General features: G+C 60.9%; 21 protein-coding genes and 3 pseudogenes. 7 read left to right on the plus strand and 17 right to left on the minus strand.

What is annotated here, in order from left to right; genetic code table 11:
- Positions 1-22: 22 nt before the first annotated feature.
- From ACZYHG_RS32165 to ACZYHG_RS32185, 5 genes are read right to left on the minus strand one after another with little or no spacing between them, the layout of a single operon-like run.
- On the minus strand, positions 23-1,021 hold the full coding sequence (locus tag ACZYHG_RS32165) for a tyrosine-type recombinase/integrase (protein ID WP_464615062.1): 999 nt from the start codon (positions 1,019-1,021) through the stop codon (positions 23-25).
- Positions 1,018-3,243, minus strand: a complete 2,226-nt coding sequence (locus ACZYHG_RS32170; RefSeq protein WP_464615136.1) for a tyrosine-type recombinase/integrase — start codon at positions 3,241-3,243, stop codon at positions 1,018-1,020. The genes ACZYHG_RS32165 and ACZYHG_RS32170 overlap by 4 nt, the downstream gene beginning before the upstream one ends.
- Before the next feature lie 43 nt (positions 3,244-3,286).
- Positions 3,287-4,090: a tyrosine-type recombinase/integrase gene (locus ACZYHG_RS32175; protein ID WP_464615137.1), complete on the minus strand. Its 804-nt coding sequence runs from the start codon at positions 4,088-4,090 to the stop codon at positions 3,287-3,289.
- Entirely contained in the window at positions 4,087-5,319 is a 1,233-nt protein-coding gene (locus tag ACZYHG_RS32180; protein ID WP_464614957.1) for a site-specific integrase, read from the minus strand. Before ACZYHG_RS32180 ends, ACZYHG_RS32175 begins: the two co-directional genes overlap by 4 nt.
- A gap of 56 nt (positions 5,320-5,375) precedes the next feature.
- Positions 5,376-6,218, minus strand: a complete 843-nt coding sequence (locus ACZYHG_RS32185) for a tyrosine-type recombinase/integrase (RefSeq protein ID WP_464615138.1) — start codon at positions 6,216-6,218, stop codon at positions 5,376-5,378.
- Between the two features lie 325 nt (positions 6,219-6,543).
- Between ACZYHG_RS32185 and ACZYHG_RS32190 the strand changes: the two genes are divergently transcribed.
- Both ACZYHG_RS32190 and ACZYHG_RS32195 read left to right on the plus strand, forming a co-directional pair.
- The gene (locus ACZYHG_RS32190; protein ID WP_464615139.1) at positions 6,544-8,769 is read left to right on the plus strand and encodes a tyrosine-type recombinase/integrase; all 2,226 of its coding nucleotides are present in this window, start codon (positions 6,544-6,546) and stop codon (positions 8,767-8,769) included.
- Positions 8,766-9,765 (plus strand): annotated as a pseudogene (locus tag ACZYHG_RS32195) (site-specific integrase). The gene ACZYHG_RS32190 and the pseudogene ACZYHG_RS32195 overlap by 4 nt, the downstream one beginning before the upstream one ends.
- Here the strand turns inward: ACZYHG_RS32195 and ACZYHG_RS32200 are convergent.
- From ACZYHG_RS32200 to ACZYHG_RS32210, 3 genes are read right to left on the minus strand one after another with little or no spacing between them, the layout of a single operon-like run.
- The gene (locus ACZYHG_RS32200; RefSeq protein WP_464615140.1) at positions 9,668-10,633 is read right to left on the minus strand and encodes a tyrosine-type recombinase/integrase; all 966 of its coding nucleotides are present in this window, start codon (positions 10,631-10,633) and stop codon (positions 9,668-9,670) included. The pseudogene ACZYHG_RS32195 and the gene ACZYHG_RS32200 overlap by 98 nt on opposite strands.
- Positions 10,630-11,166: a tyrosine-type recombinase/integrase gene (locus tag ACZYHG_RS32205; RefSeq protein ID WP_464615141.1), complete on the minus strand. Its 537-nt coding sequence runs from the start codon at positions 11,164-11,166 to the stop codon at positions 10,630-10,632. Before ACZYHG_RS32205 ends, ACZYHG_RS32200 begins: the two co-directional genes overlap by 4 nt.
- A 37-nt stretch (positions 11,167-11,203) precedes the next feature.
- Positions 11,204-11,896 carry a site-specific integrase gene (locus ACZYHG_RS32210; protein ID WP_464615142.1) on the minus strand — a complete coding sequence of 231 codons (693 nt, stop codon included), beginning with the start codon at positions 11,894-11,896 and terminating at the stop codon, positions 11,204-11,206.
- A gap of 139 nt (positions 11,897-12,035) precedes the next feature.
- Here ACZYHG_RS32210 and ACZYHG_RS32215 point away from each other — a divergent pair.
- Positions 12,036-12,193: pseudogene (locus tag ACZYHG_RS32215) on the plus strand (IS21 family transposase); the annotation flags it as partial.
- Here ACZYHG_RS32215 and ACZYHG_RS32220 read toward each other — a convergent pair.
- A pseudogene (locus ACZYHG_RS32220) lies at positions 12,176-13,843 on the minus strand (recombinase family protein); the annotation flags it as partial. The pseudogenes ACZYHG_RS32215 and ACZYHG_RS32220 sit on opposite strands and share 18 nt — an antisense overlap.
- Positions 13,825-14,268, minus strand: coding sequence for a hypothetical protein (locus ACZYHG_RS32225; RefSeq protein ID WP_464615143.1), 444 nt, complete (start codon positions 14,266-14,268; stop codon positions 13,825-13,827). The pseudogene ACZYHG_RS32220 and the gene ACZYHG_RS32225, both read right to left, overlap by 19 nt.
- A gap of 53 nt (positions 14,269-14,321) precedes the next feature.
- Here ACZYHG_RS32225 and ACZYHG_RS32230 point away from each other — a divergent pair, with 53 nt between their 5' ends.
- The 3 genes from ACZYHG_RS32230 (at position 14,322) to ACZYHG_RS32240 (ending at position 18,848) form a co-directional block, all read left to right on the plus strand.
- Positions 14,322-14,696, plus strand: a complete 375-nt coding sequence (locus ACZYHG_RS32230) for a recombinase family protein (RefSeq protein WP_464615144.1) — start codon at positions 14,322-14,324, stop codon at positions 14,694-14,696.
- A gap of 366 nt (positions 14,697-15,062) precedes the next feature.
- Positions 15,063-17,126, plus strand: a complete 2,064-nt coding sequence (locus ACZYHG_RS32235) for a recombinase family protein (protein WP_464614992.1) — start codon at positions 15,063-15,065, stop codon at positions 17,124-17,126.
- Between the two features lie 159 nt (positions 17,127-17,285).
- Positions 17,286-18,848 (plus strand): recombinase family protein, encoded by a 1,563-nt coding sequence (locus tag ACZYHG_RS32240; RefSeq protein ID WP_464615145.1) that lies wholly within the window; start codon positions 17,286-17,288, stop codon positions 18,846-18,848.
- A gap of 77 nt (positions 18,849-18,925) precedes the next feature.
- Here ACZYHG_RS32240 and ACZYHG_RS32245 read toward each other — a convergent pair whose 3' ends face one another.
- On the minus strand, positions 18,926-19,939 hold the full coding sequence (locus tag ACZYHG_RS32245) for a 1-aminocyclopropane-1-carboxylate deaminase (RefSeq protein ID WP_464615146.1): 1,014 nt from the start codon (positions 19,937-19,939) through the stop codon (positions 18,926-18,928).
- A gap of 546 nt (positions 19,940-20,485) precedes the next feature.
- Here ACZYHG_RS32245 and ACZYHG_RS32250 point away from each other — a divergent pair.
- Positions 20,486-21,432, plus strand: a protein-coding gene (locus ACZYHG_RS32250; RefSeq protein WP_464615147.1) for an IS630 family transposase whose coding sequence is annotated in 2 segments (ribosomal slippage) — positions 20,486-20,834 and positions 20,834-21,432 — 948 coding nt in all. Because the reading frame shifts where the segments join, the coding sequence is not laid out codon by codon here.
- Here ACZYHG_RS32250 and ACZYHG_RS32255 read toward each other — a convergent pair.
- The 6 genes from ACZYHG_RS32255 to ACZYHG_RS32280 all read right to left on the minus strand — a co-directional run bounded on the left by ACZYHG_RS32255 (position 21,399) and on the right by ACZYHG_RS32280 (position 26,409).
- Positions 21,399-21,602 (minus strand): exopolysaccharide production repressor protein, encoded by a 204-nt coding sequence (locus tag ACZYHG_RS32255; RefSeq protein WP_464615343.1) that lies wholly within the window; start codon positions 21,600-21,602, stop codon positions 21,399-21,401. The two genes, ACZYHG_RS32250 and ACZYHG_RS32255, sit on opposite strands and share 34 nt — an antisense overlap.
- Positions 21,603-21,665: 63 nt before the next feature.
- Complete coding sequence (gene fdxB / locus ACZYHG_RS32260) at positions 21,666-21,983, minus strand: ferredoxin III, nif-specific (protein ID WP_464615148.1); 318 nt, start codon at positions 21,981-21,983, stop codon at positions 21,666-21,668.
- Positions 21,980-22,675 carry a CCE_0567 family metalloprotein gene (locus tag ACZYHG_RS32265; RefSeq protein ID WP_464615149.1) on the minus strand — a complete coding sequence of 232 codons (696 nt, stop codon included), beginning with the start codon at positions 22,673-22,675 and terminating at the stop codon, positions 21,980-21,982. Before ACZYHG_RS32265 ends, fdxB begins: the two co-directional genes overlap by 4 nt.
- An 18-nt stretch (positions 22,676-22,693) precedes the next feature.
- Positions 22,694-22,957: a hypothetical protein gene (locus tag ACZYHG_RS32270; protein ID WP_464615150.1), complete on the minus strand. Its 264-nt coding sequence runs from the start codon at positions 22,955-22,957 to the stop codon at positions 22,694-22,696.
- Between the two features lie 79 nt (positions 22,958-23,036).
- Entirely contained in the window at positions 23,037-24,194 is a 1,158-nt protein-coding gene (locus tag ACZYHG_RS32275; RefSeq protein WP_464615151.1) for a TlpA disulfide reductase family protein, read from the minus strand.
- Positions 24,195-25,521: 1,327 nt separating this feature from the next.
- Complete coding sequence (locus tag ACZYHG_RS32280; RefSeq protein WP_464615152.1) at positions 25,522-26,409, minus strand: universal stress protein; 888 nt, start codon at positions 26,407-26,409, stop codon at positions 25,522-25,524.
- Between the last annotated feature and the right edge of the window lie 39 nt (positions 26,410-26,448).

The raw sequence follows: 26,448 nt of genomic DNA on the forward strand, positions 1-26,448 counted from the left end.
TGTGGCTGTTGGGTCGGCATAATCAGAGGCTCTTCAGGAATGCAAGGAGATGGTCGTCGGGCTTGTAGCGGCCCAACCGGATGTCGGCCGTGTCGGTCTTCGCCAGAGCTTGCTCCTTGAGCTTCATGTCGGCCTGAAGATAGATGGCGGTGGTTTCGACCAACTCGTGGCCCAGCCACAGAGCAATGACCGAGCGGTCGACGCCGTGCTGGAGCAGGTCCATTGCCAGGGTATGCCTCAGGACATGCGGCGTTACGTGCTTGCTGGCCAGCGATGGGCAGTGGCGACGTGCGACGGCGAGGTGCTTGTTCAGCAGATATTGAAGTGCGTCGTGACTCAATGACGTGCCGCTTATCGTCGGGAAGGCAGGATCGGCGCTCCGCCCGCGTCGCTCGGCAAGCCAGGCACGCAGCACCGTGACCGTATCCTTGCGAAGCGGGGTATTGCGGAGTTTTCGGCCCTTTCCCTGACATTGCACATAGGCGGCCGGGCCAAGGACAATGTCCTCGCAGCGAAGGCCGACGATTTCGGCAGCACGCAGGCCGGTCTGCACGGCCAGCAACAGAAGCGCCCGGTCACGGCGCCCGATCCAGCTGCCGAGGTCGGGGGCGGCGAGCAAGGCGGCGACTTCGACGCTACTGAGGAAGGCGACCGGCCGGCGCACGTAACGCTTGCTCGGAATGGCGAGCACGCGCTGAGCCAATGCGCTGTGTTCCGGCGCATGCAAGGCCACATAGCGGAAGAAGGAATGGATGGCGGCAAGACGGACATTGCGGCTCCTGGCGCAGTTGTCGCGTTCGTGTTCGAGATGATCGAGGAAGGCGCCAAGGAAGGCGGTGTCGAGATCCGGCAAGGTGACGTGCGAGGCCCCCTTGCGTAGCTGCCGCTGGGCATAGGCCAGCAGCAGGCAGAAGGTATCGCGGTAGCTCGCCAGCGTATGCGGGCTTGCTTGTCGTTGTCTGATGAGGCGATCGGTGAAGAAGGCCTCAAGAAGAGCGGGGAACGTTGGGGCGGCGCTCATGGGCGGGATTCCGGCTGAGATTGTTCCGCCCGCAGCAGCGCTTGCTGCAGCAGCTCCGGCGTTGCCGTCAAATACCAATAGGTGTCGGTGATGTGGGCATGGCCGAGATAGGTCGCCAACTCGGGCAGGTGGCGTTCGACATCGATGCCGTTGCGATACCAGCGCAGCAATGTTGTCACGGCCAGTCGGTGGCGAAGGTCGTGCAGGCGTGGCCCGCGGGAGTCATTGGCGCCGCGGAGGCCGACCTCGCGCGACAGCTTGACGAACGTCCACCGCACGGCCCATTCGGTTAAACGCATGCCGCGCTCGGAAAGGAAGAAGCTGGAGCTCAGGGGATTGGGGCATGACCGGTCTCGGCTGGCCGCATAGATTTTGAGAGCGTGTTGCGTCGAGGGGTGAAGCGGCACGTAGCGCGACTTGCCGAACTTCGTGTCGCGAACCGTCAGCACGCCATCAACGAGATCGGTGTCGCCGCGATCGAGACGCAGCGGTTCGTTACAGCGCATGCCGGTCGCCGCGTACAAGCCGAAGAGCGTGGCATAGGTCTGCGGGCGAAGGCCGACTGTCGACGGCAAGCGCTTTGCCGCGTCGATCAGTCGGGTGATCTCTTCGTCGCGGTAAACATAGGGCGACGATGGCCGACGATACCGGTGAGGAAGAAGGTCGGGCGGCGGGACGACGGTCTGCGGGTCAATGGCGCTGCAATAGCGCGCGAGCCGGCGAACCATCGCCAACCGGTTGGCCCACTGGGCGGGCTGTGCCTCTGCCGGCTGCATGGCCCAGGCCAGGGCAATCTCGGTGGTGATGACGGTGGCGCCGGAAGATTCGGCAAAGACAACGAAGCGCTGCAGCAACCGTCCGGAAAGACGCAGCTTATGGCCGAGGGCGCGGCGCGCGGCCAGGTACTCTTCGAGCGCCGCTTGCAACGCGCTCATGATGCGAACTCCTGGCCAGGGTAGCGCAATGGCACGCAACGCCGCGATGTCGACTTTGGCATAGATCTGTGTCGTGTTCGGCTGGCTGTGGCGGAGAAGTTGACCGATTTCAACGAGCGAAGCGCCGCGGCGCAGCAGATCGGTGGCGAGTGAGTGACGCAACAGGTGCGCACCCTTGAACGCCGGCGTCAGACCGGCGCGCTTGAGCGCACGATGGACGATGCAGCAAATAGTCGACGGGCTGACAAAACTCCGTCTGGGCGCCTTTATGCGAATGAAGACGCGGCGTGTTGAGCAAGCAGGCCGATCTTGCCGCAGATAGTCGACCAAGGCGGCACCGACATCCGCCGGCAGTGGCAGCCGCGCCAGCCGTTGACCCTTGCCATGCACGACGATCTCGCCGCAATCCCAGTCGAGATCGTCCAGGGTCAAGGCTGAGACTTCGCCACCCCGTAAGCCGAGGCGCGCGAGCAGCATCAGAACCGCGTAGTCCCTGCGGCCGGCCGGTGTTCTCCTGTCGCAAGACGCAAGGAGCCGTTCGACCTGTTCGGCAGGCAGCGCCTTCGGCAGATGTGCCAAGCGCCAGCCGGCGATCCCAGGCACCGCGACAGCGAGATCGGTGGCAAGCAACCCGCGTTGCTGGAGGAAGCGCAGAAACGAACGCAGCGCCGTGACCGCCAACTTGGCGCGGCCGGGCGAACCGGCCTGGGCGCGCCGCACGATGAACCGATGAACGTCGCCCACTCGCAAGCGGTCAAAATCCGGATCGTTGCCGCCAAACTGTTCGTCTAGGAACCCACGAACAATCGGCAGATAGTTCGTCAATGTCGATGCCGAGAGACCACGCTCGGTGCGCAGGAATTCCCCAAATGCGTCGATCAGCTTACCCTTGGCGCTCGTATCGACCTCCAGCAGCGGTACCGGCACGCCGCCCGTGTCGCGCAGATATCGGAGCAACTGCCGAATGGTCCAGGCATCGCCACGCCTCGGGCGCCGACCAAGTTCCGTCAGAAATCGATCTGCGTCCTCTTCCCCGAGCAAGCTCAGCGGAACATCCTGCCTCTCCACCCAAGCACTGAAACCAGCCAGGAGCTTCATCTTCTCCCGAACAGTCGCTTTGGCGTATCCCTGGCCATCGAGCAAAGCCTCGAAACCATCCAGGTGGCTAGCCAATCGGCCTATCCAGCGATCTTTGGCTAGCGTCTCATTCAGATCAAGCATTCGTCTGTCTCCCTGTAGCGTGGGAAAGTCCACGCTCAGAAAGAGCAGCCGAATAATGCCGAGCAATCAACGGCCGACGCTGATCCAATTACTTGCAATCATTAAAAAATTACGCCGCAGCGATGGCGTGACTCGGAATAATCCGGCACTCGGAGTTATGCCGCATGTCATGCAGGCGCGGGCCGTGGCTGTCGGTTGCGCCGCGCAGGCCGATCTGGCGAGACAGAGCATAGAATGTTCGATGAATGTCTCCCACATCAAGGCGGTTGCCCAACTGGGAAGTGAACAAATAGGGAGACGCCGCCTGGGCTGCACAATGCTGCCGGCGGCGTTTGAGATAATCCTGGAGCACTGTGCTGGTTGATGCGTGCATCGGCACAAGACGGGACTTTCCGAACTTCGTGCCGCGGATCGTCAGCACAGCGGCATCGAAATCGATGTCCGAGAGCTTGAGGTTGCGGGCTTCGCCGAGGCGCAGGCCGGAAACGCTCAGCAATCCGAACAGGCAATAATAGGTCCACGGCCTGAGCTTACCGCGGGTATATCGGCACGGCATCTCAAGCGCTGCGGACAGGAGGCGCTCGATGTCTTCCTTTGAATAGAGATAAGGCCGTGCCCGCTTCGGGCGAAAGGGTAGCAAACCGTCTGGGGGAATCTGGGTCCGCGGATCAGTGGCAGCTCGATGACGGGCGAATACGCGGACGTAACCCAGCCGCCTCGCCCAATGCGAAGGCTGCGCATGCGATGGTCGCTGAGCCCAGGCAAGGGCCAGCTCCGTCGTGATATATGGCGTGTCGTTGGCCTCCAGGAAGGTGACGAAATCGATCAATCCTCTTCCCGCTTCTCGTAGCTTGAACCCCAATCCGCGGCGCATCTCGATATAGTCGTGGGCAGCCTGTCGGAGTGCGCTCATTGAACTTCTCCCGGCCATGCCACCGCCAATGTTCGCAGGGCGTTGAGGTCAACCTTGGCGTAAATCGCCGTTGTCTCCACATGACGGTGCCCCAGAACTTCGCCGATCTCACCGAGCGAGGCGCCGCCCCGCAGCATCTCTGAAGCGAGGCCGTGGCGGAACTGATGCGCTCCCTTGGTGGGAGCGTCGATCCCGGCCCTTTTGAGTGAGCGTCGGATAATTGACCCGAGTCCACTCTGGCCAGTGAAACCACGGATCGGGGCCTTGTCGCGCAAAAAGACGCGACGACTGGCATTGCGTGGACGCGACTTCCGCAGGTAGTAGGCAATCGCCTCGCCAACATCCGCAGGCAACGGAAGATCGTTGCGCTGCCCGTTCTTGCCAACCACATGGATCTCTCCGGCTGCCCAATCGATATTGTCGAGTTCGAGCGTCACCAGCTCGCTCGACCGCAATCCCAATCGCGCCAATGCGAGGATCATCGCATAATCGCGACATCCGATGGGCGTATCCCGATCAATGCTGGCGAGTAAACGAGCTACCTCTTCGCGGCCGATCGCACGAGGAATAGACGAGAGCGACCAGTTTGCCACGATCGGAACTGCTGCCGCCAAGTCTGACGTGATGTCTCCACGATAACGCGCATAGGAGAGAAACGACCGCAATGCGGTCGTCATGATTTTGGCGCGTCGCATGTTGAGGCGCGAAACCCTCTTTTGCACGAAATCGGTCACGTCGACGGCGCGCAGTTGCGCGAGCGACACCCCACCATCACTGAAGCGGTAGTTGAGAAAATCTCGAACGACTGGCCGGTAATTTATAATCGTTGGACGAGACAGCGCACGTGCATCCTGCAAATATTGCTCATATGCTAGCACATGTTGTTCTACCGGTGATGGACTGTACGGGGCCTCAATCTCTTCGGCGATTGCATTCTGGCTTCGTAAAAAAGCCAATAGATGCCGAAGAGCGGCGTTATCTCCACGCTTTGGCTGCTGCACTCGGTCCAGCAAATAACGCCCAGGATGGTCTCCACTTATGTCGCTTAGCTCAATCCCCTTTTGCCGGAGCCACTTGCTGAAGCCTGCAGCCATCAGCACCTGGTTCCTCAGGGAAAAAAGACCGTAGCCTCGATCAACAAGCCATTCGGCGAACGGAATAACGTAACTCGTCACCGGGCCCTCTGGCGGCCGCGACAACGCCAAATCATCATTGATGAAATACTTCATAGTTGGCTCCCTTTCCAAGCTGAATTGCTGGACGGGTTACAAACTATGTCTACACGCTATCTATAACTCTTTGAAATATTTGATCGAAATCTAGCTACCCGACATAGTCCGGCAGGGTAGATAGTGTCTCCAGACGTGCGGAGAAATGGACCTCTGCCCGTTACCGATGCGAATGTCCGAACATGACGCCGGACGAGCTTGTACAGGCCGAATCGCGTCAGCGGTTTGCCGACGTTATTGAGGAAGACCGAACTTTCCGGCGTGGCCGGCTGGCGTCGGTCACGCAGCATCTTGCCAAGCAGGCGGGCGGTCTCGGGCCATAGTGGGCAGGCCCGCCATTTGTCGCCCTTGCCGTGCAGGTTCACCCGCGGCGAGGAGGTCAAAGCCAACTGATTGACGGTCAGTCCGATGACTTCTGTTGCGCGAGCTCCGGTATTGTACATGAACATGAGCAGCGCCTTGTCACGGGTGGCCAACTTCCCGTCGCGCGGCAGTCCGTCAAAGAGTCGTTCGACCTCGTCGCGCTCGATGTAATAAGTGGCCGCTGGCTGCGTACGCTTCCTCGGAATGGCGGCGACGCGTTCGGCCTCCGGCAGCACCATTGGTTCCTGGCCCGCGGCATAAGCAAAGAAACCATGCAACATTGCGAGCCGGTGATTCCGTGATCGGATGTTGTTGCCGCGCTCGGCTTCAAGATGGGCGAGAAAGGCCCGCACATTGTCGGCGTTGAGATCGGTCAATTCGAGCTTGCTGATGGGGCGTCGGTTCTTCGTGGCCAGGAAGAGAAGGAACAGTCGGATCCCATCGCGATAGCTCCGGATCGAGGTCGGCGCCAAACCTTTCTCGGCTTTGAGATGGTGTTCAAAAAACTGGTAAATGAGACTGCCGACGGTCTTCATGGCCGACCTCCACGCGATAGCGGCGCAGCAAAGCGCTCGAAGCGCTGACCGGCGGCTTCCAATAGATCGGCGGTAATGGTGAGGTAGACCGCGGTGGAGGCGGGATCGACGTGCCCCATGAAAGTCGACAGCTTGACCAGCTTGTCGTGGGCATTGCTTCCGTCGCGATACCATCGCAGAAGCCGCCCGACGGCAAAGCTATGCCGCTAATTCCGAGCTCGGAATTATCGGCATAACTCCGAGTGCCGGATTATTCCGAGTCACGCCATCGCTGCGGCGTAATTTTTTAATGATTGCAAGTAATTGGATCAGCGTCGGCCGTTGATTGCTCGGCATTATTCGGCTGCTCTTTCTGAGCGTGGACTTTCCCACGCTACAGGGAGACAGACGAATGCTTGATCTGAATGAGACGCTAGCCGAAGATCGCTGGATAGGCCGATTGGCTAGCCACCTGGATGGTTTCGAGGCTTTGCTCGATGGCCAGGGATACGCCAAAGCGACTGTTCGGGAGAAGATGAAGCTCCTGGCTGGTTTCAGTGCTTGGGTGGAGAGGCAGGATGTTCCGCTGAGCTTGCTCGGGGAAGAGGACGCAGATCGATTTCTGACGGAACTTGGTCGGCGCCCGAGGCGTGGCGATGCCTGGACCATTCGGCAGTTGCTCCGATATCTGCGCGACACGGGCGGCGTGCCGGTACCGCTGCTGGAGGTCGATACGAGCGCCAAGGGTAAGCTGATCGACGCATTTGGGGAATTCCTGCGCACCGAGCGTGGTCTCTCGGCATCGACATTGACGAACTATCTGCCGATTGTTCGTGGGTTCCTAGACGAACAGTTTGGCGGCAACGATCCGGATTTTGACCGCTTGCGAGTGGGCGACGTTCATCGGTTCATCGTGCGGCGCGCCCAGGCCGGTTCGCCCGGCCGCGCCAAGTTGGCGGTCACGGCGCTGCGTTCGTTTCTGCGCTTCCTCCAGCAACGCGGGTTGCTTGCCACCGATCTCGCTGTCGCGGTGCCTGGGATCGCCGGCTGGCGCTTGGCACATCTGCCGAAGGCGCTGCCTGCCGAACAGGTCGAACGGCTCCTTGCGTCTTGCGACAGGAGAACACCGGCCGGCCGCAGGGACTACGCGGTTCTGATGCTGCTCGCGCGCCTCGGCTTACGGGGTGGCGAAGTCTCAGCCTTGACCCTGGACGATCTCGACTGGGATTGCGGCGAGATCGTCGTGCATGGCAAGGGTCAACGGCTGGCGCGGCTGCCACTGCCGGCGGATGTCGGTGCCGCCTTGGTCGACTATCTGCGGCAAGATCGGCCTGCTTGCTCAACACGCCGCGTCTTCATTCGCATAAAGGCGCCCAGACGGAGTTTTGTCAGCCCGTCGACTATTTGCTGCATCGTCCATCGTGCGCTCAAGCGCGCCGGTCTGACGCCGGCGTTCAAGGGTGCGCACCTGTTGCGTCACTCACTCGCCACCGATCTGCTGCGCCGCGGCGCTTCGCTCGTTGAAATCGGTCAACTTCTCCGCCACAGCCAGCCGAACACGACACAGATCTATGCCAAAGTCGACATCGCGGCGTTGCGTGCCATTGCGCTACCCTGGCCAGGAGTTCGCATCATGAGCGCGTTGCAAGCGGCGCTCGAAGAGTACCTGGCCGCGCGCCGCGCCCTCGGCCATAAGCTGCGTCTTTCCGGACGGTTGCTGCAGCGCTTCGTTGTCTTTGCCGAATCTTCCGGCGCCACCGTCATCACCACCGAGATTGCCCTGGCCTGGGCCATGCAGCCGGCAGAGGCACAGCCCGCCCAGTGGGCCAACCGGTTGGCGATGGTTCGCCGGCTCGCGCGCTATTGCAGCGCCATTGACCCGCAGACCGTCGTCCCGCCGCCCGACCTTCTTCCTCACCGGTATCGTCGGCCATCGTCGCCCTATGTTTACCGCGACGAAGAGATCACCCGACTGATCGACGCGGCAAAGCGCTTGCCGTCGACAGTCGGCCTTCGCCCGCAGACCTATGCCACGCTCTTCGGCTTGTACGCGGCGACCGGCATGCGCTGTAACGAACCGCTGCGTCTCGATCGCGGCGACACCGATCTCGTTGATGGCGTGCTGACGGTTCGCGACACGAAGTTCGGCAAGTCGCGCTACGTGCCGCTTCACCCCTCGACGCAACACGCTCTCAAAATCTATGCGGCCAGCCGAGACCGGTCATGCCCCAATCCCCTGAGCTCCAGCTTCTTCCTTTCCGAGCGCGGCATGCGTTTAACCGAATGGGCCGTGCGGTGGACGTTCGTCAAGCTGTCGCGCGAGGTCGGCCTCCGCGGCGCCAATGACTCCCGCGGGCCACGCCTGCACGACCTTCGCCACCGACTGGCCGTGACAACATTGCTGCGCTGGTATCGCAACGGCATCGATGTCGAACGCCACCTGCCCGAGTTGGCGACCTATCTCGGCCATGCCCACATCACCGACACCTATTGGTATTTGACGGCAACGCCGGAGCTGCTGCAGCAAGCGCTGCTGCGGGCGGAACAATCTCAGCCGGAATCCCGCCCATGAGCGCCGCCCCAACGTTCCCCGCTCTTCTTGAGGCCTTCTTCACCGATCGCCTCATCAGACAACGACAAGCAAGCCCGCATACGCTGGCGAGCTACCGCGATACCTTCTGCCTGCTGCTGGCCTATGCCCAGCGGCAGCTACGCAAGGGGGCCTCGCACGTCACCTTGCCGGATCTCGACACCGCCTTCCTTGGCGCCTTCCTCGATCATCTCGAACACGAACGCGACAACTGCGCCAGGAGCCGCAATGTCCGTCTTGCCGCCATCCATTCCTTCTTCCGCTATGTGGCCTTGCATGCGCCGGAACACAGCGCATTGGCTCAGCGCGTGCTCGCCATTCCGAGCAAGCGTTACGTGCGCCGGCCGGTCGCCTTCCTCAGTAGCGTCGAAGTCGCCGCCTTGCTCGCCGCCCCCGACCTCGGCAGCTGGATCGGGCGCCGTGACCGGGCGCTTCTGTTGCTGGCCGTGCAGACCGGCCTGCGTGCTGCCGAAATCGTCGGCCTTCGCTGCGAGGACATTGTCCTTGGCCCGGCCGCCTATGTGCAATGTCAGGGAAAGGGCCGAAAACTCCGCAATACCCCGCTTCGCAAGGATACGGTCACGGTGCTGCGTGCCTGGCTTGCCGAGCGACGCGGGCGGAGCGCCGATCCTGCCTTCCCGACGATAAGCGGCACGTCATTGAGTCACGACGCACTTCAATATCTGCTGAACAAGCACCTCGCCGTCGCACGTCGCCACTGCCCATCGCTGGCCAGCAAGCACGTAACGCCGCATGTCCTGAGGCATACCCTGGCAATGGACCTGCTCCAGCACGGCGTCGACCGCTCGGTCATTGCTCTGTGGCTGGGCCACGAGTTCGGTCGAAACCACCGCCATCTATCTTCAGGCCGACATGAAGCTCAAGGAGCAAGCTCTGGCGAAGACCGACACGGCCGACATCCGGTTGGGCCGCTACAAGCCCGACGACCATCTCCTTGCATTCCTGAAGAGCCTCTGATTATGCCGACCCAACAGCCACAGATCGCCCGCACTCTTTGGCCTCCCGGACCGTCACTCGGAATAATCCGGCACTCGGAGTTATGCCGAAGATCATGCACGTGAGCCGGAGTTCCTCCTGGCGGGATCGCTATGTCCAGTTGATCGGCCAGCGAGCGGAAAATGATACTGATCGTGCCCGGGTTCACAGGCCGACCTCGCAGGAAAGAGAACAACGGTGTGTCGGCAGTCACCGCAACCAGGTGCTGTGATCGCAATGCCATGAACGCATAGAGGCGCTGCGCCAGGTGCGGCCCGATGGGAATGAGCCTCGACTTGGAAAACTTCGTCTCACGGATAGTTAGGACGTTACGACCCTGATCGACATCCCGCCAGCGCAGGCGCGCAACTTCGCCTACGCGCAGACCAAGCCCGAACAGAGGGCTGAAGATGGTGGCATAGGCGCGACCGCGAAGCGGGGCGTTGTTCTGATCCGGCAGCTCGGCGGCGCGATCGATGAGCTGTTGAGCGGTCCGCAGATCCAGGATGCAGGGAGGTCTTGGATTACCTCGCCGGCGTGGCTTCATCGTCACAGGAGAGCGATCGATAACGTCATGTTCGACCATCCACTCGAACAGCCGGCCGACGACGCCGATAAGATGGTTGAAGCTTCTCGGCCGCGAGCGCGGACGGCTCAGGAAAAAAGCATCGAGGAGCGCCGGCGTGATCTCGGTCATGCTCGTCACCCCTTGAACGTTCAGATAGCCGTCGAGCATCCGCAGCACCTTGTCTTCGACGTCGTAGCGCCGGTTGAGCGCGCGCTTGTGGCGAACGAAAGCGACGATATGGCGCGCGATCGGGCTTGAGGGCTCGGGAAGACGCGGGCTCATTGCAGATCCTCCCCGTCACCCAGAGCTACTTCACGCAAGCCATCGACCTGGACCTTCGCGTAAATCATGGTCGAGGAGGCAGCGCGATGCCCGACATAATCGCCGATGGTCTTGAGCGGAAAGCCACTATCCACCAACCGTTGAACGCACGCATGTCGGAGCGTATGGGAACCAGGGCGAGATACAGGGATGCCTGCTCTATGCAAATATTTAGTGGCCATGCACGACACCGCTGACTGTGTCAGCGGCGATCGTGGGGCCAGGTGGCGCCAGAAAAGCTGCCTGCCTGGCACCTCGGGGCGCCCGTTCCTGAGATAGTCTACGATCGCTTCGCCGACCACGGGCGCCAGCGGATAGGTCGTGCTGTGCTCGGCCTTGCGCTCGCGCACATGCAGCCGGTCTCGCTTCCAATCGAGGTCGTCGAGCGTCAACATCGCGACCTCGCGGGCGCGCAGGCCATAGGAGATCATCAGCAACAGCATGGCGTAATCGCGTCGGCCAACGACGGTGCGGCGATCGACCTGGTCGAGCATCTTCTGGACGGAATCCCAGCCGATCGATCGGGGGATGTCAGCCAGCCGATAATGCTTGGGGTATCTCGACCAGCTTGCTGATGTCCCGCGGCAGAACACCCTCTCTGTGTGCGAATCGCAGGAAAACCCGCAGCGTGCCAGCCAGGTTGATCATCGACCTTGGCCCGAACTGTTGGGCCATCGTCGTGACGTATCCCGTGACCACGGGCAATGACAGTGCTCCAAGGTCGTAGCATCCAATCTGGTCGAGATACACTTCGAATCGGCGCAGATAGTGCCGGTAGTGACGAAGGAAACCGGGGCGCAGGCCGCGCTCGTCACTGAGATAATCGAAGAAGCCGGGCACCCGCCTTGCGAATGGGTTGTCCAGTGCAGTCCTGTCAGGGTGGTACTCGGTCTTCGATATGGCCAGGCTGAAGAAATGCCGCACAGTAACACGAGCGAGGTTGCGGTCGCGTCGACATGCATCAGCGGATCGGCCCGCGCGCCGAGCGGATAGCCAGTCGGCAACGAATGCATCAATGAGGGCTTCCGCCTGCTCGATCTGCTCGATGCTGCGGATCGCGGTGAAATCCGCGAACGCCGTCAATATCGGAACCCGCCGATAGATGGTGCGGGCGGCATATCCCCGCTCACACAGTGCGGTCACATACAGCTCGATTTGCGGTCCAAGCCAGCAATCCTTGATCCGATCGACCGTCTGCGGCTTGACGAAAAAGCGTTCCAACATGGCAACCTCCATTCCAGTTACGGGAAACAGAAGATGCGCTCTGGGCTTCCTTCACGCTATGTGTCGTGCAGGTCGACAATACTGTTCAAAAGCAACGTCTTGTCGGCGGCAGGGCACATCACCGCGCGGGACACAAAACTGCGACAATCTGAAGGCCGGCGTCGCCAAGGCGCTGTGGTTCGAGCCGACGCTAACCAGACCTTTGCGGCGATGGCCGAGCATTACGACACCACCATCTTGCCGACCTGCAGCCGAAAGCCGCGCGACAAGGAGCAGGCATCACGATGCACCTTGTTGGAGTGGTTGAGCGACAATTAATCTGGGCGGACGACCACCATATCGACTGCCGGCGCCTTTTTCGAGTCTGACGTTGCCCGGCGGTTCGTACAAGTATCGATGGTTGGTGGCGTATCGATGGCGCTTGAGAATGCCCTTCCGCCCGAGTTGGTGAACGGTCGAGACGCACACGCCGAGCTGCTGGGCTACTTCCTCGCCGGTGATCATGCCGCTCTCCCGCAGCCGTTCGTACCGGCTCTTCAAACCATAGGTGCGGCGCACGAGCATGACCTTCTTCAGCGTGAAGGGTTCGCCGCGCCAGTTGCGATGCCCGAGTTCATTGAGACGGGCGGCGATCTGCCGGTCGTTGGCGGTCTCCAGAAGCGCGTTGATCAACACCACGACCTGTGCCGGCGTCTTGCGTATCACTGACATAGGCCGTGGTCTGGTCACCGACAGGCTTTGCGTGCGCCCGCCGCGCCAGCGGATATGGATGTTGACCTGCTCGTTGACGAGCAGCGTCACGTCTTCGATGAGAAGACCGAGCATGCGCTTACGTTCGACGGCACCGGTGCGCTCGTCGTTCCAGATGCGCGGGAAATCGGCGGCCAGCGCCCTGATGCGCTCCTGCGCTGGCTCGTCCAGCAGCGATCGGTCGGCCTCGTTCTGGCGCTCGTGCTCGCGCTGGAGTGCGTCCAGGTCGCGCAGCCGTGCGTTCCAGTCGGCTTCCAGCGCGTCGGCGACCAGGCGGTTGTCCGGATCGACCTTCAGGTAGCGTCGGCGGGCCAGTTCAGCCTCATAGCGGGCGCGTTGCAGCTGCGCGCCGCGCAGCGCCGTGGCCTGCTCCACGCGCTGCGTGATCTCCTGCTGCACGGCAAGCGCGACATCGATCGCTGCCGGCGCCATCGCCTCCAGCAGTAGCGCGCTCACCGCGTCGTCGACCGGAGCGCCGCGCACCCATTGGCAATGCTTGCCAGCGTGTCGCACGACGGCTTCGTTGCAGACATAATACGGGCGCAGCCGCCCCTCGAACGGCTCGTAATGCACCCGCATGCGTGCACCGCAGCGGCCGCACAGCAGCCGTCCCTGCAACAGACCGCTACCCTGGCGGGGCATGCGTCCACGCAGGCCGGGTGAAAAGCCGGAGGCGTTCTGTTGCAGGGATGTCTGATTGCGCTCGTACTCGGCCCAGGAAATGTAGCCCTCGTGGGCTTCGGGAATAAGCACCTGCCAGTCGGATCTCGCCACGCGCAGTTGCACGGACTTGAGCTTGGCATTGTAGGCGGTGCGCGTGCGCCCATAGGCGAAGGCGCCGGCATATCGCGGGTTGTGCACGATCTGGAGCACGCGGGAATGGTCGATCTCGCTCCACAGGACGTCGCCCTTGCCGATGCCGCGACGGATACGCCGGGGAAAGAGGATCTTCTCGCCGCGCAGGCGGCGCACGACGGCGCAGGCCGAGCCGGTCGCGCGGAAGGTATCGAACAGGAGCCGCACCGTGTCCTGGATCTGTCGGTCGGGATCGAGCACGACCCGCGCGTCAGGGGTGTAGACCAACCCGATCGGCAACGGCATCTCGAGCTCGCCGCGGCGCGCCTTGTTGAGAATGCCGCCTTGCAGCCGCGACTTCAGGATGTGCAGTTCGGCCTCGCTCATGGCGCCTTTCGAACCCGCGACATACTGCCCAGCAACAGCCGCTTGAAGTCGTTGTCCAATATCCGCATCACCCGCAGGCCGGCGAGCGCCTCACGGTCGTGCGGCGTCTCCTTTACGCCGGTCACGCCCACTTCGTCGTCGAGCTGCCAGGCGGCGGCCGGCTCCTGCTGCCTGCATGGATGACCGAGAACAACGCGGCGACGCCGCCCGTGATGGCCACGCCGCGGCTTTCCTTCGCCTGCCTGCGAGAGCTGCGCCAGCTCGTCGACGCGCAGGGCGTATCCTTGTCGCCATCGCTTGAAGCGATTCGCAACGATGGAGACGATGATGCAACAGCATGCCCAAAAGCGGCAACTCGATCTTCTCATGTTGGCGACCGACGATGTCGTGCCCCGGCTGTTCGATCCAGTGAGGCGCGCGGAGATCGTGAGCCTGCTCAAAGCTCTCCTAAGCGATCGCCTCGCCCCGGTCAGAATATCGGAGGAGACGGACGATGACTAAAATCACTGCCGATCACCTGGCGCGCAGCGCCTATGTCTATGTTCGTCAGTCCACCCCGGACCAGCTTGCCAACAACCCCGAGAGCCGACGACGCCAGTACGCCTTGAAGACGCGCGCCCGCGCCTTGGGCTGGGAGAATGTGGTCGTCATTGACGATGATCTCGGCCGCTCGGGCGGCGGGACGGCGCGACCGGGTTTCGAACGCCTCCTGGCGGCGATCGGCAGCGGCGGCGCCGGCGCGGTCTTTGCCCTCGAAGCCTCGCGCCTGGCCCGCAACGGGCGCGACTGGCACACCCTCTTGGAGTTCTGTGCCCTTGTGGGCAGCCTGATCATCGATGAGGACGGGATCTACGAGCACACATCTTAATGCCCCAATTAGATTTGGAGATGATCAGCGCATAACAGTTACTGATCCGGCGCACCCTCTTTATGGGCGCGATTTCATTTTAGCGGCAGGACCGAGCGGCGCCGGCGCCTATCGTCAGCTTCTTGTCGTTTACCGCGATGATGTTCTCCTGAAGATTCCGATCTCGGCCACCAATCTGTATCCATCGGCACCAGATTCGCCGTCAGCCAAGCTTTCGACTGCGAGCGTTCGCGATTTTATTCGCCTTGTTAGCTGTGCAAAGGCGCAGGCGCCGCGAAGTTCCGGCGATATGGCTGACCATGGTAGCGTAACGTTAGAAACCGAATCACCCCTATCGGAATCGCATGGTTCTCTGGAGGGCGAGCCATGATGTCGGATCTGATAACAACCCAGCATTTGTGCCGAAAAGCCGTGATTTACATCCGGCAATCGACACCACATCAGATGGTCAACAACCAGGAAAGCCTGCGGCTGCAATATGCATTGCATCAGCGTGCGGGAGATCTCGGCTGGGACGACACCAATATCGAAGTGATCGACGCGGACCTTGGCCAGAGTGGAGCTGCGGCGGCTCACCGTGCCGGCTTCAAAGATCTCCTTGGACGCGTCACATTGGGTGAAGTTGGCATCGTTCTCTCGTATGAAGTGACACGGCTTGCCCGCAATTGTTCCGATTGGTACCCACTCCTCGATTTATGCGGCTATCGGCAATGCCTCATCGGCGACCGCGACGGAATTTACGACCCGGGCTCGGCCAACGGGCGCCTGTTGCTTGGCCTGAAGGGTACGATCTCGGAAGTGGAATTGCACACGCTTCGTGGCCGCCTGACGGCTGGTCTGCTCAGCAAGGCTGAACGGGGTGAGTTGGCTTTGCTGTTACCAGCCGGGTTGGAGCGGGATACCAATGGTGTCGTGATGAAGGATTCAAACCAGGAAGTGCAGGACCGGATTGCCCTGATATTCTCTGCATTTTGGGAGTTGGGCACCGTCGGAAAAGTGATCCGTTCCTTGCGGGATCGTGCGCTCACCATACCGCGGCGAAATCGATTTGGCGACGTTGTCTGGCGCGTCCCAACTGCCAACATGCTTGCCGGGATGTTGAAGAACCCGGCCTATGCCGGCGCCTTCGTCTATGGCCGCACCCAGTCCTGTCACGCCAGGTATGCGAGTGGTAAAATCATCTCGCGACGCCGGCCAATGGCAGAGTGGAAAATCGTAGTTAAAGACCGTTATCCTGCTTATTGCGATTGGGAGCGTTACGAGCGGATCCAGACCATGCTGAGCGACAATCACGCTGAATACCGACGAAACCAGACACGCGGTGCGCCGCGTGATGGCGCGGCGGTGTTGCAAGGCATTGTCTGGTGCGGGCGATGCGGCCATAAAATGGGCGTCGAATACAAGAACGGCAATCGTTACGTCTGCAACTTCCTGGCACGCAGCCAGGGCGGAGCCTTATGCCAGCATTTGCCAGCCGATCCCATCGACGCCCGCGTCGTTGAGGCCCTCTTCGCGGCGGCCAGTCCGGCCGAGTTGGCCGAGTTGATGCACGCCAAAGATGCTCGTCAGCAGGCAGACGAGGCTTTTAAGCGCGCTGAAGAGCAGCAGATCAAGCGGCTGCGTTATCAAGCGCTGCTCGCAGAACGGCAATACAATCGGGTTGACCCTGACAATCGCCTGATTGCGGCCGAGTTGGAGCGCCGTTGGGAGGGGGCTCTGCGTGAGCTTCGTCAAGCGGAGGATGCACTTGAGCGCCGTCGCGCAATGCAAAGTCAATCTGATGATCTGACGCCGACAGAACAGAATGATTTTATCGCTGCCGGTTCGCAACTTCCCGAATTTTGGCAGAGACCTGACATAGAGTGGGGACGCAAGAAAGCCTTGCTACGCAGCCTGATCGACAAAGTGATCCTGCAACGGGTGGTCCGAGATCGGATTACGATCCGCATCGTTTGGCGAGGCGGTGAAGTTACCGAACGCGAGGTCGAGCCGAGAGTTCATGCCTTGAGCGCCCTGTCTCGCGGCGCCGAGATGGAGGTCCGGCTGCTCGAACTGGCTCATCAAGGGCTCAACGACGCGGCGATAGCGGCCAAACTGACTAAGGAAGGCTTCCGCTCACCGCGCCGCAGCTACGTTCCTGTGCGCACAGTCCAGATCGTCCGACAACGCCATCGCGTATTGAGGCAGTCTACACCAGCCCGCTCTCACCACATTCCCGGGTGGCTAACGGTGTCTGAACTAGCGATGGCAGCGGACGTTTCTCGCTCCTGGATCCGGCATCGAATCCGCAATGGCGTGATCAGTATCCACCAAAACGCCCATCACAAACGCGTTCTGTTCCCAGATGCCGCTGCAACAATCGCCGCAATACAAGCGCTCAAATCCGGCGTGCGGCAACACCTCGACTTTAACCCACCTGCTACCGAATAAGGGTATCAACATGATAGATCGTACGATCCCTGTCGGCCGAACGATCGCTTGCTGCTCGGCATGAAAGGCACTTTCAGCGAACTTGAGCTGTCGACGCTGCGGCAGCGCTCGCAAGAGGCATTGCGCCTGAAAGCGGCGCGCGGCGAACTGCACACGACGGTGGCGATCGGCTACCGGCGGGGCGCTGACGATCGTCTGGAACAAGACCCTGACCGGCGCATCCGCGAAGCGCTGTCGCTGGTGTTCCACAAATTTCGTGAGATCGGCAGCGTGCGCCAGCTCGTCCTGTGGCTGGGCCAGGAGGGGATCGACCTGCCGACCGCTGTCCATGGTCCTCAGGGGTGGACAGTGCGGTGGGGGGCGCCGCGCTACCACGCCGTCCATCGGCTGCTGACCAATCCGGTCTATGCTGGTGCCTATGTCTTTGGCCGCACCGCCACGCGCACGCGCGTCCAAGATGGCCGCAAAGTCGTCACCCACGGTGTCGCGCGCCGGCGTGAGGACTGGGCGGTTGTGATCCGCGATCACCATGATGGCTATATCTCCTGGACCGAGTATGATCGCAACCAGACGATGATTGCCAACAATGCGAACATGAAGGGAACGATGGTCGCGGGCGCGGTGCGCAATGGCAGTGGACTTCTCGTCGGCTTGCTGCGCTGCGGCTGCTGCGGCCGCAAGCTCAAGGTGCTGCACCATTCACGCCGCGATGCGCGCTATGTCTGCGGTACCCATGTTGACCCGTCGACCGAGAAACGGTGTACCGTCTTCAGCAACATGCGCATCGATGCGGCGGTGTCAGCGGAAGTGCTGCGGGCAATTGCACCGCTGGCACTTGAGGCGGCGTTGCAATTGATTTCCGATCGCAAGCAGGCCGGCAACGAACGGCTGCGGCAAAGCGAGCTCGCCCTGGACCAGGCCCGCTATGAGGCGGCGCATGCACGCCGCCAATACGACGCCGTTGATCCAGATAACCGCCTTGTCGCCGGCGAGCTCGAACGGCGATGGAATGACTGTCTGGCGGCGGTCGCCCGGCTTGAGGATCAGGTCCGGAGCTTGCGCAGCGAGCAGCCGAGCGCCCTAAGCGAGGACGAACGCACGATGCTTATAGCGCTCGCAGACGACATGCCTGCGTTGTGGAACCATCCCGCCGCGTCCGTCGAGACGCGCAAGCGGATTTTGCGCACCGTGCTGAAGGAGATCATTGTTACAGCCGAGACCGGTCGGCTCCACCTCGTGCTACACTGGCACGGCGGCGATCACACGCGGCTCGACGTGGTGAAGAACCGGCCTGGCCAAAACCGCTACAAGACTGATGTGGCGACCGAACAACTGATGCGCGAACTCGCCCGCCTTTTGCCGGATCACAGCATCGCCCCCGTCCTCAACCGGCTCGGCATACGCTCGGCCAGGGGACAGACCTGGACGCAACTGCGCGTGCGCAATTTCCGCGGTGCGCATCAAATCCCGGTCTACCGGGAGGGCGAACGTGCAGAGCGCCATGAGCTTGTCCTGCGCGAAGCTGCAAGCCGCCTCGGCGTCAGCAACATGACCGTTATTCGCCTGATCCGGGATGGACTGCTGCCGGCAAGGCAGGTATGCGCCAGTGCCCCCTATGTCATCCGCGAGGATGATCTCGCCCAGCCGGCAATCCGCCAGGCGATCGCGAAAGGTCGCCCAGTATCAGCCGATGCTCGCCAAGAAACCCTGTCTTTTCAATGAGATCACGAGGTACTGCATCATGTCACCGTCCTGTTCAGCCCAAGCAGCATGCGATCGTTGAAATAGGCTGTCGAGCGTCAGCCATTGCGAAAGGTGTAGCCGTAACCGTTGATCGCCGGCGCGCCGCCGAGATGCGCGTAGAGGACCCTCGCCCCCTCTGGAAAGAAGCCTTTCTGGACGAGGTCGATCATCCCTTGCATCGATTTGCCCTCGTAGACGGGATCGGTAATCATTCCCTCGAGCCGCGCACACAGGCGGATGGCCTCCTTGGTTCCCTCGGACGGAATGCCATAATGCGGGTGCGCGTAGTCCTCGAGCAACACCACGTCATCCTCCACGAGTTCGGTTCCGAGATCTACGAGCGTCGCTGTATGTTGGGCAATGCTTAGCACCTGCGCCTTGGTTCTCGCGGGGGTGGCGGAGGCATCGATACCGATCACATTGCGCTGTCGACCGTCCTTGGCAAATCCGACGAGCATGCCGGCATGCGTTGAACCTGTCACTGTGCAAACGACGATGTAGTCGAAAGCAAACCCAAGCTGTTTCTCCTGAGCGCGCACCTCCTCCGCGAATCCCACATAGCCGAGGCCTCCGTTCGGGTGAACAGACGCCCCGGCTGGTATCGCGTAGGGTCTGCCGCCCCTTGCCTTGACCTCATAGAGCGCTTTTTCCCAACTGCGGCGGATACCGATGTCAAAGCCCTCGTCGACCAGCCGCACCTCTGCTCCCATGATGCGGCTCAAGAGAATATTGCCGACCCGGTCGTAGACGGCATCCTCATGTGGTACCCAGCTCTCCTGAACCAGGAGACATTTCATGCCGATCTTGGCGGCGGCCGCGGCGACCATGCGGGTGTGGTTGGACTGCACGCCCCCGATGGTGACGAGCGTATCGGCATCTGACGCGATCGCGTCGGGAATGATGTATTCGAGCTTGCGCAGCTTGTTTCCGCCAAACGCTAGACCGGAGTTGCAGTCCTCGCGTTTGGCGTAGATTTCCACCTTTCCCCCCAGATGCTTGCCGAGGCGGTCGAGCTTCTCGATGGGCGTGGGTCCAAAGGTGAGCGGATAGCGTTCGAACTTTTCCAGCATGTTCTCTCCAGCAAAACGTGATTGAGCTGAACCAGCTCCGCCCTCGCTCATGGGCTTTTGATTTGGAGCCAGCTGCGTCGTCGGACGTTGCAGAAGGCTCCCATTTTCTTTCCAGCGCCGCGTTCGTCATCGAGACAAAGCCACCCGCATGATGGCGTGCTGCGACGGCTATTATGTGCCAACCGAACCCAAACAGCTGGATTCACGCTAGACGGGCCAGGATGCGGTCACCTCTGCCCGTTTCAAGCACACCCACGCTCGGACGGTCAGCTCGATGTCCCCGGTTGATCCAAAGTGGCGTAGATTTCCCATGGATCACGACGCCTCAGCAGGGAAATGCCGGGCCAAGCTGAGGCACATCTGAAGATTCATTCCTCACCTCATCATGGTCTGCCGGCTGGGATCGAACTTCCTTGCAACTACCGAAATGCTCAGCCCTTTGGCCAGCTCTGCTAGAGCATTTTCCGTGAACGCCGAGTCAGATTTGGGATTCACGCGGTGGCGGAAGTCTGTTTCATTTTCCCTGTGATTCGCAGGGAGATGACGATGACACGCAGCTTGAGTGCGGACCTTCGCGGTCGGGTGATTTTGGCGATATCGGAGGGTGTTTCGACGCGAGAGGCAGCACGCCGGTTCCGGATCGGGATTGCTACGGCGGGGAACTGGTATCGCCGCTATCGCGAGACAGGCGAGATGGCGGCCCGCAAGCAGGGCCAACCGTCGTGCTCGAAGCTTGATCCTCACGAAGCCTTCATCCTCGGCCTGATCGAGGAGACGCCCGACATCACTCTGGCGGAGATTGCCGAGAGGCTGGCGGCCGGGCATGGCGTGGGCGTGGTTCCTTCGACGATCTGGATGTTTCTCGACAGGCGCTGCGTCACGTTTAAAAAAAGACGGCGCATGCCAGCGAACAACAGCGCCCCGACGTCAAGGCGCGCCGTCGCGCCTGGTTCGACGGCCAGCTCGATCTCGACCCCGAGAAGCTGATCTTCATTGATGAGACTGCCGCCTCCACCAAGATGGCGCGGCTGCGCGGGCGGGCCAAACGTGGCGAACGCTGCCGTGCGCCGGTTCCTCATGGTCATTGGAAGACCACGACCTTCACCGCTGGACTGCGGCTGAACGGCCTGACCGCACCGATGCTGCTCGACGGGCCGATGAACGGCGCCGCCTTCCTGGCCTATGCCGAACAGGTGCTCGCACCTGAACTTTCTCCCGGCGACATCGTCGTCATGGACAACCTGCCGGCTCACAAGATCACCGGCGTTCGCGAGGCCATCCAAAGGACCGGCGCACGGCTTCTGTTGCTGCCGCCCTATTCGCCCGACTTCAATCCGATCGAGATGGCGTTCTCGAAGCTCAAGGCCCTACTCAGAAAAGCAGCTGCCCGCTCCATCGATCAACTCTGGTCCGTCATCGCCGACTGCCTCGACGCCTTCAAACCGGCCGAATGCCGAAACTACTTCGAGGCAGCCGGATATGACCCGGTGTAAGTCGAATCTGCTCTAGCGCAGCCAGACCGCCAGATCAGAAAGAGCACGCTTGCGAAATAGGCCAACTGAAGGAGCAGCGAACCAGCCAGCGTCGTGACGACCACTAGACGGATCGAATGCGAAGCGAAGTAAACAGTCACAGCATTGCCGCACAGGACCAGCACAAACACGGCACAAAAGATTCTAAAGGGCAACGCCGTTCTCCTGGTTTTCGTCTCGTCAAATCATGCTGCTCATTCAGCGAGCTCGTCGGCCGCAACATGTGTTTGGCAGTTCTTCGGGCAGACGCGGGCGCAGGCTCCGCAGCCAATGCAGCGGCCGGCATGATCGACAACCATGATCATGCGATTGAGCTCGCCGTCGAAATCGTCGTCTTCGCCGTCGCAGACGCCGAGGATTTCACCCGCGTCATCGACGCCGTGAAGGTGCATGACCTCGCGCGAGCATACCTTGAAACAGCGCCCGCAGCCGATACAAGTCCTGCCATCTATAGCGGTCAGATATTCCGGCAGCCATATGGAGCCGTCGCGGGTGGTGAATGTGCTCCTCATCGTAAATTCTTCATTGCAGCGAGCTCTCTCTTGGCATCATCCAACTCGGCAAAAACGGCGTACGCTTTCTCGGCAACCTCCTCTAGCTCAGTCCATTGGACCGGGAGATCCTCTGCAAGGTCGCGCAATTTCATCTTCGCAACTGCCGCACGCAGCTGAAGCTTTCGGACTTTCTTCCCCATCTCATCCAGGTTTGACATAAATCCTTCCTCGAAATCAGTTTCTTCACGGCCGCGCCACGGCGGGAAGCCAATAGCTGCAGTCGCATCGTCGACCAGTTTCGTACCGGCCTCCGCGAGTTTCCGGAACGTCTCGAAGCCAAACCGGTGGACGTCTCGACAGAACGACCAACCGCCCGGCCGTGGAAACCAGGCGCCCGAAGCCCCCATCGGTTTCATCTCCTTCATTGGCGATGTGATCAGGCCGGAGCGCTCCTCGATCGCAAGACTGACGGCGGTGTAAAACATGTCCAGCCTCCACAGCACGTCCGGATCAGGATCGCCGATGATGGGGATGGCACGGCGCTGTTCCTTCGTGATGATGAAGCCGGCCAGCAGCTCGGTGTCAGCCTTGCCTCGCCATGAGCCGTCAAAGTCTTGGGCACGGATCAGCCGCAGGAGGCATTTGACAAACGGGGTGGCAAGGGCCGCCTCGTGCTCGTTTACAGCAGGGCTAACCGCGGCATCAGACATTTCACCTTCTCCTCAATTTCAGTCCTCGTCCTCGAAGGACGATTTCTGTTTTCGGGGCGCCTGCTTCGGGCACACTTGCGCAATCGACGTCCGGCTCCAGGCGGCCGATTCCACGCAATTGATGTTCCGCTGGCCGATCTTGAAGAGGTCCTCGACTGCGGGGGCTTCCACCGCGGCCAGAATCGCGTCGAGTATCCCGTCTCCCGCGATGCAGCCGGAGGGCATCGCAAGTTTTGAACTCCAACCTGCGGCAAGCGATGCGCCCTGTGCTGCAATGGACATACTTACCGCGGGCCCGCCGCAGAAACTGGACGAATTGGCCAGGGTTCAATTCCAATTGTCATCCCTTTGCGATCTTTGCTCATGAGGCGACTGCGGTTTGAGTTTCGGAAGTCTTGTTTTGCGGAACCACGCAAAGATCCGCGTAACAGGCGTGCTCACCCGTGTAGTTGGCCAGGGCTTGGAGCAATGGGCTAAGGTAGTACTGTTTGAAGTGGTCCGGCATTGTCTCCGGATCACCCAGAGATTTCAATGCCACCTCGATCAACTCGATCGCGCGATCCTTGTTGCCGCTCTCGTAATAATACTGAGCGACCGGGAGGTACCAACGGAATTTAAGGGGTCCGTCGCCTTGTGGGGGATTCAGTGTCAGGATCTGTTCCGAGAGCTTGTCGCCCATCGCAAAGCGCTCAGTACGGGGGAGATGGGAGTTGTCCATTTCCGGATCGAAGAGTTGGTTCAGGGCCATGACCATCCAAGACACGGCCTCGAATTTTTTGTCGATCGCGTCCTCGACTAATTGGCGCATGGCTGGCAAGCCGGCCCGCATGTCGCGCCGCTTGTGAAGCAGTAGATTCGCATGAGTTTCCCGGAACCCGCTATCATCTGGCATTAAGGCGAGGCCTTCTTCGATGGCCGTGAGTGCCGCCATCCAATCCTCGGCCTCCATCGCCGGCCGAAGTTTGGCGTATATCGGCATGGTCAGCGATAGTTCGCGCGCTGTGCGTTGGTCACTAGCGACTCGCCGTGTATCGGCGGCTTTCGCTTCATCGCTGCTGCGCCAGCTGCCGTTAAGAACCTTCGGCAAAACGTCCTCGAGGTCCGCCGGGTGGCCGATAAAGGCGATGTGGCCGTCTCGGTCGACCACGAACGAGGCCGGAATCCCGACGGACAAGCTCGGTTCCATCCAAAGCTTGTTCATTTCGCCTGTGTAGTCGAACGCGATCCGATAGTTCAGATTCGATCCCTTTTCGGTCAACCACGCGTCCAACTTGGTTCGGGCCTCAACGGCCGTTGGAGCGTCTTCAGAAGCCGCGACTCCGACGACCTCAAGTCCGCTGTCTTTGTATTTCTGCTGGAGCTGCACCAGATGGGGCATCGCCGCCACACATGGTCCGCACCAAGTTGCCCAAAATTCGACGATGTACACTTTGCCGGGCTGGAAGTTCGTGAGGGGCTCGCCACGCAGCCAGTCCTCCACTTTGATCGAAGGAGCCGGGGACTCCATCTGCAATACCATGTTGCTCTCCAAAGCTATTGCCAAAGGTTGCGCGCTTTATGCGCGAGCTTGTTTCCCTCAGGCGGGGCAACACGGGAAAGGAGAGCATCGCTCGTCTTGTTCGTCTGAATGCAGTCAGCCTTCACTCAGTGTTGCCGCATCTCAATTCGCAAAGGCCGTGCCAGCACGCTCAGCGCGCAATAAGCCCATGATTGCGCTTTGAAAAACCTCCAAGTGTCCAAGGTGTCCGGTTGTATTGAACCCGACATGTTTTCTGCCGCTGTCCGGTTTTGGACACGCATGACGCGCTTCGCGCCACAAAAAGCAGGGCCACGGACGACGCAACAATATTCGGATTGAGGGACGAGTAGATGGACATCATGACTGCGCGGGCCACGCCATGCTCCTATCATCGTCCGCTTCACGCCACCTGGCCCGAGCTTCTTGCTCCGGTCCGGCCGGCTATTGCGGATCTCGCCACTTGCGATTGCACGTGGCTGCTCGATCCGACCGCGTGTGCCCTCCTCGCTCCGCCTGGGCGATTGAATTCCTAGTTGGCGACATATGAGTTCGTCACGACGAAGCCGGTCCAGCTGCGGCTCGCGAATACCGCCATTTGACGATGATGATCGTGGCGAAAAAGCCCAGGATGAGTGGCGGCATGTACCGTCCGGCGAGCTCTCTCCGGGATTTTTCTGGTCTCGTGTCGTTATCTTCTGTGTCCCCTGTGCTCAGGCGCTACAGGGACCGCCTGATGCGAATGTGAGCGTTGTCGGAATTGACCAGCCCGAAAACCGCCCGGTCGCCACGCGGGTCGGGCCGGGCCGGCTGAAAACGCTGAAAATGCAGCCGCCCTCGCCGCTACTGGCTACCGTCCCAGGCGATGATAACGTAATTGATGCCATCGATTCCCGCCGACTACGGCCAAGAGAACAACCGTCTCGACTTGAAGTTGGGGCCTCGGCCACGGCACGGGTTCAGCTCCCAGCCAGTGAAGGAGATCGCGATAGCGCGCATGCGATGCCGGGTCCGAAGTCGGGCCTGCCGCGCTGAAACGACTCTCCTTCTCGATCCGACGCCGACCTGCGAAGCGTGCTTTTGAGTGCATTTAAGAGCGCTCTGTACCTCTGCCCGACCGGTCTCCGCGTTGCGGATCATCTCCGGGCGAAGAGAACCCCCGAGAGCGCGCTAGACACGTCCGATGGTCTCGGCGACGGCGCGTGCAGATTGGCTCCGAGGAGCTTCGCGAAATTTCCCGCGTTTGCCGTGACCCTTCTCCCAATTGGCAGCAGGATCGGTGACCAGGAGAGTCGAGCTTTGAACAGCATCGGTGCAACTCCCGAACCAGTCATCGAGCCAAAAACAGCGGCAATGTCGGCTTCTCAAAGATCCATCTCGTCGCACCGCCAAAGAGCCGCTCACGCAGCCGGCGGCTGCCATAAACGCCCATGACTATCATGTCGGCAGAAATGTCGATTGCGTGCTGCGCAAGCACCGTGGCCGCCGGTTTGCCGGCACTTGGCAGTAGGTCAACCGACACCCGAGCACCGTGCCGAGTGAGATAGGCAGCGATGTCGGCTCCAGGCTCCGCGCCGTTCCCGTTGTAGTTCGCCTTCGGATCGACCAGGGCGACACGAACTTCCTCAGCAACGCATAGGAGACCCAGCGCTTCCCGAACAGCACGGGACGCCTCGAGTCGTGAATCCCAACCGACCAGGACGCGCCGTGGCCACAGGGTCGCCTCAGCGCCCTTCGGCACAATAAGCACCGGCTTTCCCGTATCGAATAAGCTGCCGTTTATAACAAGAGGTCCGAGAATACTGTCGTTGAGAAGTGCGGGGCCAACAATTGTCAGGTCGGCGCAGAGCGCCCGCTGTCGCACAACCTCACCCACGCCGGTCGCATCGCAATAATCGGTATCGACGTCATAGGAAAGGCACATGGCTCTCAGCAGCTTCTGGATATCCTTGGAGCGCTTTTCCTGTCTGGCCACCTCCTGTGAAAACCTGTCGATTTGCCGAAACCGATTGTTCAATCTGGCAATTGTCTGTCCACGTCCCGTAGGCCACTCGGGGATACCATCTCCGATCGGCGGATATGACATAGCGAGCATCGGAGCCGGTATAATCCGTACGGAAAGGTGCGCGCCGACTTCGGCACACAAGCCGGCAGCAGTTCTGATGTCCTGATCGGAATGGTCGGCGCCGGTCACACAGAGTACGGTTTTAAAACCCATTTGCCTGCTTCTTCCTGAGTATGCGTTTAGGGGCGTTTC

It is taken from the genome of Mesorhizobium subarcticum (genome assembly GCF_055456085.1).

Coding starts and splice junctions, on each gene's coding strand:
- ACZYHG_RS32235 (WP_464614992.1), top strand. CDS start 15,063: ATGATGTCGGATCTGATAACAACCCAGCATTTGTGCCGAAAAGCCGTG.
- ACZYHG_RS32175 (WP_464615137.1), bottom strand. CDS start 4,090: ATGAGCGCACTCCGACAGGCTGCCCACGACTATATCGAGATGCGCCGC.
- ACZYHG_RS32230 (WP_464615144.1), top strand. CDS start 14,322: ATGACTAAAATCACTGCCGATCACCTGGCGCGCAGCGCCTATGTCTAT.
- fdxB (WP_464615148.1), bottom strand. CDS start 21,983: ATGAGGAGCACATTCACCACCCGCGACGGCTCCATATGGCTGCCGGAA.
- ACZYHG_RS32265 (WP_464615149.1), bottom strand. CDS start 22,675: ATGTCTGATGCCGCGGTTAGCCCTGCTGTAAACGAGCACGAGGCGGCC.
- ACZYHG_RS32205 (WP_464615141.1), bottom strand. CDS start 11,166: ATGCTCGACCAGGTCGATCGCCGCACCGTCGTTGGCCGACGCGATTAC.
- ACZYHG_RS32180 (WP_464614957.1), bottom strand. CDS start 5,319: ATGAAGTATTTCATCAATGATGATTTGGCGTTGTCGCGGCCGCCAGAG.
- ACZYHG_RS32245 (WP_464615146.1), bottom strand. CDS start 19,939: ATGCTGGAAAAGTTCGAACGCTATCCGCTCACCTTTGGACCCACGCCC.
- ACZYHG_RS32200 (WP_464615140.1), bottom strand. CDS start 10,633: ATGAGCCCGCGTCTTCCCGAGCCCTCAAGCCCGATCGCGCGCCATATC.
- ACZYHG_RS32165 (WP_464615062.1), bottom strand. CDS start 1,021: ATGAGCGCCGCCCCAACGTTCCCCGCTCTTCTTGAGGCCTTCTTCACC.
- ACZYHG_RS32185 (WP_464615138.1), bottom strand. CDS start 6,218: ATGAAGACCGTCGGCAGTCTCATTTACCAGTTTTTTGAACACCATCTC.
- ACZYHG_RS32270 (WP_464615150.1), bottom strand. CDS start 22,957: ATGTCCATTGCAGCACAGGGCGCATCGCTTGCCGCAGGTTGGAGTTCA.
- ACZYHG_RS32210 (WP_464615142.1), bottom strand. CDS start 11,896: ATGTTGGAACGCTTTTTCGTCAAGCCGCAGACGGTCGATCGGATCAAG.
- ACZYHG_RS32280 (WP_464615152.1), bottom strand. CDS start 26,409: ATGGGTTTTAAAACCGTACTCTGTGTGACCGGCGCCGACCATTCCGAT.
- ACZYHG_RS32275 (WP_464615151.1), bottom strand. CDS start 24,194: ATGGTATTGCAGATGGAGTCCCCGGCTCCTTCGATCAAAGTGGAGGAC.